This is a genomic window from Sphingopyxis sp. SE2 (assembly GCF_032227185.1).
GTDB lineage: Bacteria > Pseudomonadota > Alphaproteobacteria > Sphingomonadales > Sphingomonadaceae > Sphingopyxis.
Genome location: NZ_JAPMXW010000001.1, coordinates 1,727,956 through 1,740,628 on the forward strand (window position 1 = coordinate 1,727,956; position 12,673 = coordinate 1,740,628).

Sequence of the window (12,673 nt, forward strand, 5' to 3'; positions counted from 1 at the left end):
TCTCTCGCTCCTTCAGAAGTCATAACCCAGAGTGAGGCCCCAGGTTCGCGGCTGGTTGGCGAAGCGCACGACGACATTGGCGTTGCTCGCCACCGCCGACCAATAATATTTGTCGAACAGATTCTTCGCCCAGAGCGAGGCCGACCAGCCGCTTTCGCTCTTGAGGCCAAGGCTCGCATTGACGATGCCATAGGCGTCGACCTTGTAGAGATCGAGATCCTCGAAGATCGTGTTCGACTTGCTCTGGTACCGCGCGCTGACCGCTCCGGTCAGGCTCAGCGTGTCGCTGACCGGCGTGTCATAGGCGAGCGTCACGCTGCCCTGAAATTCGGGGCTGTAGATAAATTCGGCGCCATCGAAATTCTCCGGCTGTCCCGCCGCGTTGGTGCCGTCATAATCGTTGATCCGCGTCTTCAGCCACAGCGCGTTGGCGGCGAGCGTCAGCCCCGTCGCCGGGCGGATCGTCAGCTCGCCCTCGACGCCGTAAGCTTCGCTGTCGGGAACATTGTCGAGGCGCGAGAGCGCGGTATAGATCGGATCGGCGAAATAGGTGCTGATCTGCTTGTCGCGATAGTCGTAGTAGAAGGCCGAAAGATTGGCCTGCACTAGGCGATCCGCCAGCGTCGCCTTCACGCCCACTTCATAGGCGGTGAGCTTCTCCTGCGTCACCGGCGCATTCTGGCGCGCGAGGTTCGCGGCGTTGATCGGCGTCGTCCCCGATTTATAGCCGCGCGAGACCGAGGCGTAGAGCAAGGTATCGTCGTTCGGCGACCAGTCGAGCGCGGCGCGCCACGCGACATTATTCTCGTCGAGCAGCGACTGGACCTCGCCGAAGGTACCGGTCATGGGATCGAAAGTGTTGCACTGACCCTCGGCGATTTCGGGCGCGAGCACGCCATAGGTCTGGAAATAGAGCGCGCGGTTCACGACATTGACGTTGGGCAACATATTGCCGTTGAAGTCGCGCGAGCAGCCGTTGTAGCGCTGCTTGTCCTCGGTATAGCGCACGCCGAGCGTGAGTTTGAGCTGGTCGGTGAGTTCGGCATCGGCGTTGCCGAAAATGCTCCATGTCTTGGTGCGGATACGGCCGAAATCCTCGTAGGTGCGGAAAGCCTGCGAAAGTTCGAGCGGGGTGTACCCGCCCGAATTGAACGGCGTTCCTAGCAAGGGCACGCCCGCGCCGCGGATCAGCCCGACATTGGCATTCTGGCCGAGCAAAGTGCGGTTGGAATCGATGATCCGATCGTTGGCGTAATAGGCCCCGACGAGCCAGTTCACCGCGCCGCTTTCGCCTTCCAGATGCAGTTCCTGTGCAAAGCTCTTGATCCGCCCCACCGTGTTCTGGAGCAGGATTTCGAAGGGCGCACCGCTCCAGTCGGAGAGCGCGTTGCGCTTGAAATCATTGTAGCTGGTGAGCGAGACGAGCTTCATCGTCTCGCCGAGATCCTGATCCCAGCGCAGCTTCAAGCCCCAGAAACGATTGTCCTCGGCGAGCGGGCCGGCGAGGCCGAGCCCGGTGCCGATATCCGCCGAACGCGCCGCTTCGGGTGCCCAGTCGGCCTGGCTCGCCTTGGTCGGGAAATTCGCCCCGAGATAGTCGGCGAGCCCCGGCGCATTGAAGAAGCGCGAATTGCTGGTGCCGCTGACGGGGTTGGTGGCGGGGGTGAAACCGATCCCCTGCCCCGCGACGGTATCCGACCTGTTGCGCCACCAGGTCACCGACAGGTCGAAATGCGTCCCCGGCGCAGGGTCGATGGCAAGCGAGCCGCGGATGCCCAGCTTGTCGACCTCGCCAAGCCGTTCGCCCCGCGTGTTGCTGACCTGCCAGCCCTTGTCGCTATTCTCGCTGCGAAAGGCGATGCGCGCGGCGATGCCTTCGCCAAGCGGGCCCGAGATATGGCCGCCGATATTCCAGGTCTGGTAATTGCCGAGGTCGGCCTTGATGCTGCCCTCGAAACTGTCAGTCGGCTTGGCGGTGATGAAGTTGATCAGGCCTGCGGTGGTGTTGCGGCCATAGAGCGTGCCTTGCGGCCCCTTCAGCACCTCGACGCGCTCGAGGTCCATCACCGGGCCGGTGTTCATGATCGGATAGGCATAGGCGACCTCGTCGACATAAGTACCGACCGTCGAGGTCGACGACAGGTTGATCGTATTGAAGCCGATCCCGCGCAGCGTATAGGTCGGAACCCCCTGATAGCTTTGCGAGACGGTAAAGCTCGGCGCCACCGCGGTCAGGTCGCGCATGTCGGTCACGCGCAGATTTTCGAGCGTTTCGGCATCGACCGCCTGGATCGCCATGCCGACGTCGTTCATCGATTCGGCGCGGCGCTGCGCGGTGACGATGATGTCGCCTTCGGCCGCGACGCTGTCGGGCGCGGTTTCCTCCGCCGCAAAGGCCGGAGCCGCGACGACGAGCCCCATCGCCGAACCGGCGGCCAGGAAAATACGCATTGCCTTCATCACTCATCCTCCCTCAAACGGCTTGTCGCGGGGCTCGTCTTTGTGCGAGCGTCGCGCGAAACCGGACCGTGACAGAACAAGGGATTGCGGCGGGAGGGACAAGCTGACACCTGTGTCAGGGAGTGGAGGGACGAGCGGGTGATCGACGAGAGGGCGGAATGCTGGTCGGAAATGCCGGGGCTGATCGCAGCGGTGCAGGCGGCTGGCGACGCGATCGGCCTGCCCTATGTCGCGGCACAGGCCGACCTTGGCGACCCCGAGCCGATGAGCGACGAGGCCGGACGCCCCTATGCCGAAACCAGCTTTCGCTGGGTCGATCCGAATTACGCCTATTGGCGCGACCGCAAGCTGGCGCTGCACATCGCCTTCCTGACCGCGGCGCGGCTGGTGGGCGAACCCTTTTACTACAGCGACGGCCGCCTTCGCACCTGGCGCGCGACGCAGCTTCTTGAAGCCGTCGATTGCTCGCAGGCCAAGAACACGCCCAATTTCGGCGAAGCGATCATCGCGCCGGTGCATCTGCCGCGCGGGCTGGTCGGCGCGGTCTTCTGGTGCTCGCGCGAGCCCGTCGGGGTCGAGGCGATCTTCGCAAAGCACGCCGGGCATCTGCACAACCTCGCGGTCAGGCTGGTCGCGACGCACAACGAAGCGCGCGGACGCCCGCGCAACGCGACGGTGCCGCAGACGCTGACGCGGCGCGAAGTCCAGTGCCTGCGCTGGGCGGCGGCGGGCAAGACCGACGGCGAGATCGGCATCATCCTGTCGCTCTCGGTGTCGACGGTGCGCTTCCACCTGCGCAATGCCGCGGCGAAGCTCGGCGCGACGGGACGCGCGCAGTCGATCCAGATCGCGGCGGGGCTCGGCTTCGTCGGCGCGCGCGCGGCCTGATGCAGGTGCCAGCTTGGCCCGGCATCGCGCAGGGGCCTAAGCCGGAGCCATGGACATGCTGAACGATCCGGCGCTGATCGCCTTTCGCGACCAGGTTCGCGCCTTCCTGGCTGCGCATCTGCCCGACGATATTCGCCTAGCGGCCGCACGCGCGACCAGCGTCTTCATCGATCCCGACGTGTCGCTGCCGTGGCAACGCATCCTGCACGCGCGCGGCTGGGCGGCGCCCGACTGGCCCGCCGAGTTCGGCGGCCCCGGCTGGAACGAAATCGAACGCTATATCTTTGCCGCCGAATGCGCGCTGGCGGGCGCGCCGAACCTCGCGCCAATGGGGCTCAAGATGGTCGCGCCGGTGATCATGCACTATGGCAGCGCCGAACAGCGCGCCCATTATCTGCCGCGCATATTGTCGGGCGAGGATTATTGGTGCCAGGGCTTTTCGGAGCCCGGCGCGGGGTCGGACCTCGCCGCGCTGCAACTGCGCGCGGTGCCCGACGGCGACGACTATGTCCTGAACGGGTCCAAGATCTGGACGACGCACGCGCATTTCGCGAACCGCATGTTCGCGCTCGTGCGCACCTCGAACGAGGGCAAGCCGCAGGCGGGGATCAGTTTCCTGCTGCTCGACATGAAGGCGCCGGGCATCGCGGTCGAGCCGATCCGCACGCTCGCCGGTGATCACGAACTCAACCAGGTGTTTTTCGACGACGTCCGCGTCCCGCGGGCGAACCGGCTCGGCGGCGAGAATGAGGGCTGGTCGGTCGCGAAACATCTGCTCACCTTCGAACGCGGCGGCAAGTATGCGCCAGGGCTGATCTGCCGCCTCGAACGGCTGCGCGCCCGCGATGACATCGATCCGGTGCTGCGCGCGCGGCTCGACCGCGAAGCGGTTGCGCTCAAAGCATTGCAGGCGCTCGAGCTGAAAGCGATGCGCGGCGTCGGCGGCAGTCCGGCGCTTTACGCCTCGGCGCTCAAGATACTCGGGACCGAGACCGCGCAGCGTATCGACACGCTGGCATGCGAGGTCGCGGGCCATGCCGCATGGGCCGACGCCGACGGACAGACGCCCGCCGAGCTGGCGGTCGCGGTGCCGCGCTATCTCAACGACCGGGCGGCGAGCATCTATGCGGGGTCGAACGAAATCCAGCGCGACCTGATCGCGCGGACGATGCTGGGTTAGTCAGCCGCCTCGGTAAAACGCGCGAGATGACCGGCGCGCGGGCCGAATGCCGCCGCGATCGCGAGCGCCCTTTTGAAATAGCCACCCAGACTCAGTTCCTCGGTCAGCCCCATCGCGCCATGGATCTGCACCGCGCTTTCGCCGACCACACGCACCGCGTCGCCAACCTCGATACACGCCGCGCTGACCGCCTGCGCGCGGTCGCGGTCGTCCTGATCGACTGCGGCGACCGCCACCTCGGTGAGCGCGACCGCCTTCATCATCGCGAGCTGCATGTCGGCCGCGCGATGGCGCAGCGACTGGAAACGGCCGATCTCGATCCCGAACTGTTTGCGCTGGCCCAGATAGTCGACGCTGTCGGCGATGATGCGCTGCATCAGCCCGACCGCCTCGGCACATCGCCCGGCCAGAATCAGATCGTTCGCATAATCGGCCAGCACCCGCGCTTCGTCCCCGTCCGCCAGCAGGTCCGCATCGCCCGGCTTGAGCGTGAAGGAAAGGTCGGCCGACACGCTGCCGTCGTGCATGATGCGGTGGCGCTGCTCGACCTTGTCGCCATCGGCGGCAACGAGCAGCAGCGCATCGTCGCTTGCGAGCAGCAACAGGTCGGCCTCGGCCGCGCCCGCGACCAGCGCCGCGCTGCCGCGCACCAGCTCGCCTTCGACAGCGGGCATCGACGCGGTCGAAGCCGTACAGACGATCGCGATGCGACGATGGCCCGCCGACAGATCGCCGAGCGCCGGATGCCCGGGCGCAACGCGCGCGAGAAGCACCGTCGCCGCGACATGCGATAGCCAGTCGGCGCCCGCGAGCGCCGGACCAAGTTCGGCCATCACGACCGCAATGTCGACCGCACCGCCGCCGAAACCGCCGACGCTTACGGGCAGCGCGATGCCGGCAAGGCCAAGCGTTTCGCACAGGTCGCGCCAGCCGGGACGTTCGTTGTCGGCGAGGAAGCGCTGCACGCTGTCCTGCAGCATCTGTTGCGCTTCGCCAAGCGGCGGGTCGAGTTCGGCCATGTCAGATCCCTCGCCCGGCAGGCCGCGTCTTTGCGTATATTTGCGTCATCTGCTCTCCCGCACCCTTTCTGCAACCTGTCGCGCCGCGGGTCTAGCTGATTGGCGTGGCAGGTCGGGCGTCTGCACCCCCCACTCAACCTCATATACTTAGTAATCAAAGTATTGCATGGAGGCGGAATGAACGGGACAAGACGAGTCGATATCGCAACACCGGTCCGGTCGGCGGCATGAACCCGATCTGGCTCCCCGCGTCGCTGTTCGGCGGCCTGTTCCAGGCGTGGCGCACCGCGCTGCAACAGCGCCTCCGCGCCGAACTCAGCGTCAGCGGCGCGGGGCTCGTCCGCTATCTATACGGCCTCCCCTTCGCCCTCGCCTTTGCCGCCATCTGGCTGACGATCCGGCACGAAGCGGTGCCGACATTCGGCACCGCTTTCGCGGGCTTCGTCCTCGCCGGGGCGGTCACCCAGATGGCGGGCACGATCCTGCTCATCATGGCATTCGGGCATCGCGGTTTCGTCGTCGGCACCGCCTTTTCCAAGACCGAAGCGGTGCAGGCCGCACTCGTCACCGCGCTCTTCCTCGGCGAACGATTGCCGCTGCTCGCGTGGATCGGGATCGTCGCCGGGGTTGCCGGCGTGCTGGTGCTCGCGCTTGCCGGACGCGGCGTTTCGACGCGCGAGATCTGGCGCGCGCTCGGCCAGCCCGCGGCGCTCTGCGGCCTCGGCGCGGGATCGATGTTCGCGCTCGCGGCAATCGCGGTGAAGCTCGCGACCGCCGAACTCGATGGCGTTGATCTAATCGGGTCGGCGCTCGTCACGCTCGTCGTCGTCATGGCGATCCAGACCGGCTTGCACCTGCTCTGGGTCGCGTTGCGCGATCGCGACACGCTGCGCGCCATATTCCGGACCTGGCGCAATTCGAGCCAGGTCGGGCTGCTCTCGGCGCTCGGTTCGGCCTGTTGGTATATCGGCTTTGCTGCGGCGCCGGCGGCGCTCGTGCGGATCGTCGGGCAGGTCGAGGTCGTCTTCACCATCGGCTTCGCGCATTTCTATCTGCGCGAGCCGGTGCGCTGGCACGAGATCGTCGGGCTGCTGCTCGTCGTCGGCGGCGTCGTGATGGCGCTGCTCGCGACCTTCTAGGGAAAGGCGGGCGCCTTGCTGACCATGGCGGGCAACGGACGACCCATGACGCCGGCGAGCCAGTCGGCGGCTTCAATGAGCTGCGACAGCGTCACACCTGTCCCCATGCCGCTCCGATCGAGCAGATAGACGACATCCTCGGTCGCGACATTGCCCGCCGCGCCGGGCGCGAAGGGACAGCCGCCGAGCCCGCCGAGCGACGCATCGACCGTCGCCGCGCCTTCCTCCACCGCGGCCCAGACATTGGCGATGCCGGTGCCGCGCGTGTTGTGGAAATGGACGCGCACCGGCAGATCGCCGACCGCCTCGCGCACGCGCCCGACCATCTCCGACACCTGCGCCGGCACGCCGACCCCGATCGTATCGGCGAGCGCGATTTCGCGCGGGCGCGCGTCGGCAGCGCGCTTCGCCATCTCGACGACGCGCTGGGTCGCCACCCTGCCCTCGAACGGACAGCCGAACGCGGTGGCGATGGTGATCTGCCCGCTGCGTCCCGCCCCCCGCGCCAGCGCGACGATCTCCATCGCGGCGGCGAGCGATTCGTCCGAGCTTTGCCCCTGATTGCGGATGCCGAAACTGTCGCTCGTCACGCACACCGCGCCGAGTTCGTCGATCCGGCCCGTCGCGAGCGCGCGCTCGGCGCCGCGGCGATTGAGGACGAGGCCGATATAGGTCATATCATCGCGCGCCGGCAGCATCGCCACCAGCTCCTCGGCGTCGGCAAGTTGCGGCACCTTCTTCGGATTGACGAAACTCGTCACCTCGATACGCCGGATCCCATAATCGATCGCACGGCGGATCAGTTCGAGCTTGTCGGCGGTCGAAACGATCGCCGTCTCATTCTGCAGCCCGTCGCGCGGGCCGACCTCCACCAGTTCCACGGCTTTATTTTTCAACATCTTGCGTCCCGAGTGTTCCGAGTCATTTAGCAGGTTGAAAATTACATAGCATTCTAAGTATACAAAGGCCATGGGCGAGGCAGGTCGTTTTATCAGAGTCGGCCGCGAAAGGAATGATATGAGCGATACGGGCAGCGGGGGCGCGCTGGAGGGCATCAGGGTGGTCGAGATGGGTCAGCTCATCGCCGGCCCCTTCTGCGGGCAGCTTCTCGGCGACATGGGCGCTGAAATCGTCAAGCTCGAACCGCCGGTGACCGGCGACCAGATGCGCAACTGGGGCCAGGGCGACAAACCGAGCTGGTGGCGCGTGATCGCGCGCAATAAATATTCTGTCGCGGTCGATTTGCGCTCCGAAGAAGGACAGGCGCTCGCGCGCGAACTGATCGCCAAGGCCGACATATTGATCGAGAATTTCCGCCCCGGTACGCTCGAGAAATGGAACCTCGACCCCGTCGAACTCCGCAAGACGAACCCGGGGCTGATCGTCGTGCGCGTATCGGGCTATGGCCAGACCGGCCCCTATTCGTCGCGCGCGGGCTTCGGCGGCATCGGCGAAGCGATGGGCGGCTGGCGCGGAATCGTCGGCTATCCCGACCTCCCCCCTGCGCGCATGGGCGTGTCGATCGGCGATACGCTCGCCGCGACTTACGGCTGCATGGGCGCGCTCGCCGCGCTTTACCACCGCAGCAAGACCGGCGAAGGCCAGATCGTCGATTCCGCGCTCTACGAGGCGGTGCTGCAGGTGATGGAATCGACCGTGTCGGACTATTCGGCAAGCGGCACCAAGCGGCGGCGCACCGGATCGACGCTCCCCGCGATCGCGCCGTCGAACGTCTACCCGTGCAAGGACGGCGAATATCTGATCGGCGCCAATCAGGACGGCGTCTTCGCAAGGCTCGCCGCCGCGATGGGCCGCCCCGAACTCGCGAGCGACGATCGCTATGCGACGCACCGCGCGCGCGGCGCGCGGCAGGAAGAACTCGACGCGCTGATCGGCGAATGGACGCGGATGCTGACCATCGAGGAACTCGAGACGAGGATGATCGAAGCGGGCGTGCCTGCGGGTCGCATTTTCGACGCCGAAGACATGATGGCCGACCCGCATTTCGCCGCGCGCGAAGCGCTGGTGACGGTGGCCGACGAAGAACTGGGCGAAGTCACGATGCAGGGTGTCTTCCCGAAACTGTCGGCGACGCCGGGCAGCGTGCGTCGCCCTGCCCCGCTCACGGTCGGACAGGATAGCGCCGACGTGCTCAGACGCTGGCTTGGACGGGAGGGCTGACGCGATGATCACCCTCTATGGCGGCCCGACCCCCAATGCGCGCAAGATCGCGATCGCGCTCCTCGAAATGGGGCTCGACTGGCGGCTCGAGTATATCGACATCCTCGCGGGCGACCAGCTGACGCCCGAATTTCTCGCGCTCAACCCGAACAACAAGACGCCGGTGATCGTCGACGAGGACGGACCCGGCGGCGAGCGCTTCGTGCTTTGGGAAACCGGCGCGATCCTCCTCTACCTCGCCGAGAAGAGCGGGCGTTTCCTGCCCGCCGATCCGGTGAAGCGCGCGATCTGCTGGCAATGGCTGATGTTCCAGGTGTCGGGCGTCGGCCCGATGTTCGGGCAGGAGGCGCATTTCACTCACTATGCCAGGGACCGGCACGACTATGCCATCGCGCGCTACAGCCGCGAGGTCGACCGGTTGATGATGGTGCTCGACAAGCGGCTGGGCCAAGCCGAATGGCTCGCGGGCGACGACTATACGATCGCCGACATGGCGACCCTGCCCTATCTGCGCCGCCAGTTGATCGAAAAGGCCGGACGTTTTCCGAACGTCGATCGCTGGGGCGCCGCGATGCTCGAACGCCCCGCGGTCGCAGAGGGGATGACGGTCGGCGTCGCGCGCGCCGAGACGATCGAGGGCGGCCTCACCGGCTTCACCGACGAGCATCGCGCAATCCTGTGGGGCGACCGCCAGCACGCGAAACGCTAGGCGCGGTTATACGGTTCCCGCCAGCGACGGCGTCTGTTCATAATATTCGATGAGCAGGTCGGTGAGTTCGCGTATCTTTCGCGCCGGATGCGGGCTGGGCGGCCGGACGACGTATATGCCCGCCGGCGGCGGAAGATGCCGCGTCATGACCCGCACGAGCGCGCCCGACGCCACATAGTCGTGCGACAGGCCGTCGGGGAGATAGGCGATCCCGAGCCCGGCGACCGCCGCCGCGATCAGCGCCGTCCCGTTGTCCGCCTTGAAACGCCCCTGCGGACGGACCGTCACGACCCTGTCGCCATCGAGGAGCAACCAGCTTTCGGTACCCTGCATCAGCGCCTGATGGGCGACAAGTTCGTCCGGAGTCTCGGGCGCGCCGTGTGCGTCGATATAGGCTGGGCTGGCGAGCAACCGTCCATACATCGGGCCGATGCGGCGCGCGATCAGGTTGGAGTCCTGCAGATAGCCGACACGGATCGCGCAATCGTAACCCTCCGCGATCAGGTCGACGAAGCGATCGGTGTAACAGGTCTGGATATGGAGCCGCGGATGGCGGCAAGCCATTTCGGCGAGCACGGGCGCGAAATGGGTCGGGCCAAAGGTCAGGGGCGCCGAAACCCGCAAGCGCCCGCGCAGCTCGCCCGCGGGAAGAATTGTCTCTCTCGCCACATCGATTTCGGCGCTGGCCCGCGCCGCATGGTCGCGGAAAATGACGCCGGCTTCGGTCAGCGCCGCGCCGCGCGTCGATCGCGCGAGCAATTGGACGCCAAGGTCGGCTTCGAGGCGCGACAGCCGCCGGCTGACGATCGATTTGGAAACGCCCAGCCGACGCGCGGCGGGCGATACACCCCCGGCATCGGCCACTTCCACGAAGGTCCTGAGGTCGTCGATGTCCAATGGATCGTTCCTTATTTCGCGACACAGTGTGCCATTGGACGGCACTACCGCATCAACTTCAGGAACGGCAAGAAGATCGAGCAGGCGCCCGGGCAGACAGCGCGGGCCTGCCGGCACATTGCCTTACTCTATCGACAGCAAGGGATAATCATGACCTTTCGCAACGGCCTCGCGTCGCTTCTTCGCCCCGAAGATTCGGTCCTCGTCCTCATCGATCATCAGCCCTATCAGCTAGCGAACCTGAACAGCCATGATCCGCACGCGGTGGTCAATAATTCGGCCGCGCTCGCGAAAACCGCCAAGGCGTTCGGCGTCCCCACCATCCTGACCAGCGTGGTTGCCGCCCGCGGCGGCCTGATCTTTCCGCAGATCACCGATCTGTTCCCCGATCAGGGTGTGATCGATCGCACCTTCATCAACACCTAGGAAGACCGGAAAGTGGTCGACGCAGTGAAGGCAACGGGCCGCAAGCAGTTGATCATTGCGGGTCTGTGGACCGAAATCTGCGTCGCAATGCCGGTGATCCAGGCGCTCGGCGAAGGCTGGGACGTCACGGTCATCACCGATGCGTCAGGCGGCACGTCGATCGAGGCGCATCAAGTTGCGATCCAGCGCATGATCGCAGCGGGCGCGAACATGATGACGTGGCTCGCGCTCGCGGCGGAATGGCAGCGCGACTGGGCGCGGACCGAACATGCCGCCGAACTGACCGACGTCCTCATCCAGCACGCCGCGGGCAGCGGTATCGCCTATCTGTGGGAGCAGCAGTTGCTCAACACGCCCGTGCCCGGCGGCGCCGGCTGACCCGTTGGTGCCGGGATCGCCGGTCCCGGCACCACCTCTTCGCGCTCCGCGCGCGCCAGTGTCTCAATCACCTTTCACGGCCGCATGGTTCGCAGCGCCGAACATGTTCGACCATTCCTTCTCGTCGAGCGCCTGGTGCCGGCCGATATATTTCGCCGGCGCCTTCAGCTCCTCGCGCGTCATCGCCCGCGCTACCGCCGGGCGCTCGCGAATCTCTTCGAACCAGCGGCGCATCGCGGGCCAATCGTCGAGTCCCATTCCCATGACGAATGCCGACGCGCGGCCGGGCCAGATCGCCATGTCGGCGATGCTATAGTCGTCGCCCGCGACATAGGCGCTCTTTTCCAGCCGCTTTTCGAGCACGGTGAGGAGGCGCGTGAGCTCCTTCGTATAGCGCTCGGTCGCATAATCCTGCCCCGCCGGGGCGTAGCGGAGGAAATGGCTCGCCTGCCCGCCCATCGGCCCGAGCCCTGCGACCTGCCAGGTCAGCCATGACAGCGTTGCCGCGCGCGCCGCGCCCAACGCGGGCAGGAAGCGCCCGCTTTTCTCGGCCAGATATTGCAGGATCGCGCCCGACTCGAACACCGTCACCGGGTCGCCGCCACCTGCCGGGGCATGATCGACGATTGCGGGCAATTTGTGATTGGGGTTGATGCGCCCGAACTCGGCGGTCAGTTGGTCGCCCTCGAAAATGTCATAGGGAATGACGCGATAGGGCTCGCGGATTTCCTCAAGCATGATCGCGATCTTCTGCCCGTTCGGGGTCGCCGAATAATGCAGGTCGATCATCACAATATCTCGTGGATCGCATGGCGCACGCCGAAACCGGTGCGTTCGCCGACGCCGACCGCGAGCACGCCGTTGAGCCAGGCATATTTCGCGCTGGCGGTTTCGAACACCGGCGCGATTCGCAGATAGTAGCGTGAGGGGTCGGCATCGGGCACCGCAGGGTCGGCGAAGGTCGCGCGCACATCGTCGGGAATGATGTTGCGGCCGGTGTAGCTCAGATAAATGAGGTCGCCGTCATCGGTCTGCCACACCGCGCGCGCATCGAAGGTGCCGACCGACGCATCCTCGCCGAGCCGCCCGCTGCGCGACCAGTTGCCGCCACCCGGCAAGACTATCCCATTGATCCGGGACCCGAAAAAACGGCCGCCGCTGATATAGCCCAATCGCTGGTCGCCGAACGGCGATGCGCCGATTCCGATGATTCCGCCGCCGACTTCGAACTCGACGGTGCAGAGATGGCGCGTTGCGAGCGCCGCTTGCGAGTTTTCTTCGTTCATGATGCGAGTCCTCTTCCTGCCTATGGACAATCATAAAACCATTAGTATACTAAGGGTCAATCAGATTGACGGATCGGAAGGCTTTCCGGGACCGGCAGCGATCAGCTCTA

The 12,673-nt window shown here is 65.8% G+C and carries 13 protein-coding genes; 7 read left to right on the top strand and 6 right to left on the bottom strand.

What is annotated here, in order from left to right:
- Positions 1–12 precede the first annotated feature (12 nt).
- On the bottom strand, positions 13–2,460 hold the full coding sequence (locus OVY29_RS08235) for a TonB-dependent receptor (protein WP_037554013.1): 2,448 nt from the start codon (positions 2,458–2,460) through the stop codon (positions 13–15).
- Positions 2,461–2,598: 138 nt separating this feature from the next.
- Between OVY29_RS08235 and OVY29_RS08240 the strand changes: the two genes are divergently transcribed.
- Positions 2,599–3,348 (top strand): helix-turn-helix transcriptional regulator, encoded by a 750-nt coding sequence (locus OVY29_RS08240; RefSeq protein ID WP_313911163.1) that lies wholly within the window; start codon positions 2,599–2,601, stop codon positions 3,346–3,348.
- A 55-nt stretch (positions 3,349–3,403) separates the two neighbouring features.
- The gene (locus OVY29_RS08245; RefSeq protein WP_152567561.1) at positions 3,404–4,528 is read left to right on the top strand and encodes an acyl-CoA dehydrogenase family protein; all 1,125 of its coding nucleotides are present in this window, start codon (positions 3,404–3,406) and stop codon (positions 4,526–4,528) included.
- Here the strand turns inward: OVY29_RS08245 and OVY29_RS08250 are convergent.
- Positions 4,525–5,547 carry an acyl-CoA dehydrogenase family protein gene (locus OVY29_RS08250; RefSeq protein ID WP_037554008.1) on the bottom strand — a complete coding sequence of 341 codons (1,023 nt, stop codon included), beginning with the start codon at positions 5,545–5,547 and terminating at the stop codon, positions 4,525–4,527. The genes OVY29_RS08245 and OVY29_RS08250 overlap by 4 nt on opposite strands.
- A 227-nt stretch (positions 5,548–5,774) precedes the next feature.
- Between OVY29_RS08250 and OVY29_RS08255 the strand changes: the two genes are divergently transcribed.
- On the top strand, positions 5,775–6,686 hold the full coding sequence (locus tag OVY29_RS08255) for a DMT family transporter (RefSeq protein WP_037554006.1): 912 nt from the start codon (positions 5,775–5,777) through the stop codon (positions 6,684–6,686).
- On the opposite strand, the gene OVY29_RS08260 is transcribed toward OVY29_RS08255, so the two are convergent.
- Positions 6,683–7,585, bottom strand: coding sequence for a hydroxymethylglutaryl-CoA lyase (locus OVY29_RS08260; protein WP_313911164.1), 903 nt, complete (start codon positions 7,583–7,585; stop codon positions 6,683–6,685). The genes OVY29_RS08255 and OVY29_RS08260 overlap by 4 nt on opposite strands.
- Before the next feature lie 118 nt (positions 7,586–7,703).
- Here OVY29_RS08260 and OVY29_RS08265 point away from each other — a divergent pair, with 118 nt between their 5' ends.
- On the top strand, positions 7,704–8,867 hold the full coding sequence (locus tag OVY29_RS08265; RefSeq protein ID WP_313911165.1) for a CoA transferase: 1,164 nt from the start codon (positions 7,704–7,706) through the stop codon (positions 8,865–8,867).
- Positions 8,868–8,871: 4 nt separating this feature from the next.
- Positions 8,872–9,576, top strand: coding sequence for a glutathione S-transferase family protein (locus OVY29_RS08270; RefSeq protein WP_037554001.1), 705 nt, complete (start codon positions 8,872–8,874; stop codon positions 9,574–9,576).
- 6 nt (positions 9,577–9,582) lie between these two features.
- On the opposite strand, the gene OVY29_RS08275 is transcribed toward OVY29_RS08270, so the two are convergent.
- Entirely contained in the window at positions 9,583–10,473 is an 891-nt protein-coding gene (locus OVY29_RS08275) for a LysR family transcriptional regulator (protein ID WP_037554000.1), read from the bottom strand.
- Between the two features lie 150 nt (positions 10,474–10,623).
- Here OVY29_RS08275 and OVY29_RS08280 point away from each other — a divergent pair, with 150 nt between their 5' ends.
- Entirely contained in the window at positions 10,624–10,899 is a 276-nt protein-coding gene (locus tag OVY29_RS08280) for a hypothetical protein (protein ID WP_200880140.1), read from the top strand.
- A 12-nt stretch (positions 10,900–10,911) separates the two neighbouring features.
- The gene (locus tag OVY29_RS08285) at positions 10,912–11,277 is read left to right on the top strand and encodes an isochorismatase family protein (RefSeq protein WP_200880139.1); all 366 of its coding nucleotides are present in this window, start codon (positions 10,912–10,914) and stop codon (positions 11,275–11,277) included.
- 63 nt (positions 11,278–11,340) lie between these two features.
- Here the strand turns inward: OVY29_RS08285 and OVY29_RS08290 are convergent, their stop codons facing one another.
- Both OVY29_RS08290 and OVY29_RS08295 read right to left on the bottom strand, forming a co-directional pair.
- On the bottom strand, positions 11,341–12,066 hold the full coding sequence (locus OVY29_RS08290; RefSeq protein ID WP_037553999.1) for a glutathione binding-like protein: 726 nt from the start codon (positions 12,064–12,066) through the stop codon (positions 11,341–11,343).
- Positions 12,066–12,563, bottom strand: coding sequence for a DUF3237 domain-containing protein (locus OVY29_RS08295; RefSeq protein WP_052182045.1), 498 nt, complete (start codon positions 12,561–12,563; stop codon positions 12,066–12,068). The genes OVY29_RS08290 and OVY29_RS08295 overlap by 1 nt, the downstream gene beginning before the upstream one ends.
- Positions 12,564–12,673: the final 110 nt, after the last annotated feature.

Bases quoted from the DNA above. Each gene is read 5' to 3' on its own strand.
- OVY29_RS08235 (WP_037554013.1), bottom strand. From the start codon at position 2,460: ATGAAGGCAATGCGTATTTTCCTGGCCGCCGGTTCGGCGATGGGGCTC.
- OVY29_RS08245 (WP_152567561.1), top strand. From the start codon at position 3,404: ATGCTGAACGATCCGGCGCTGATCGCCTTTCGCGACCAGGTTCGCGCC.
- OVY29_RS08250 (WP_037554008.1), bottom strand. From the start codon at position 5,547: ATGGCCGAACTCGACCCGCCGCTTGGCGAAGCGCAACAGATGCTGCAG.
- OVY29_RS08255 (WP_037554006.1), top strand. From the start codon at position 5,775: ATGAACCCGATCTGGCTCCCCGCGTCGCTGTTCGGCGGCCTGTTCCAG.
- OVY29_RS08260 (WP_313911164.1), bottom strand. From the start codon at position 7,585: ATGTTGAAAAATAAAGCCGTGGAACTGGTGGAGGTCGGCCCGCGCGAC.
- OVY29_RS08265 (WP_313911165.1), top strand. From the start codon at position 7,704: ATGAGCGATACGGGCAGCGGGGGCGCGCTGGAGGGCATCAGGGTGGTC.
- OVY29_RS08270 (WP_037554001.1), top strand. From the start codon at position 8,872: ATGATCACCCTCTATGGCGGCCCGACCCCCAATGCGCGCAAGATCGCG.
- OVY29_RS08280 (WP_200880140.1), top strand. From the start codon at position 10,624: ATGACCTTTCGCAACGGCCTCGCGTCGCTTCTTCGCCCCGAAGATTCG.
- OVY29_RS08290 (WP_037553999.1), bottom strand. From the start codon at position 12,066: ATGATCGACCTGCATTATTCGGCGACCCCGAACGGGCAGAAGATCGCG.
- OVY29_RS08295 (WP_052182045.1), bottom strand. From the start codon at position 12,563: ATGAACGAAGAAAACTCGCAAGCGGCGCTCGCAACGCGCCATCTCTGC.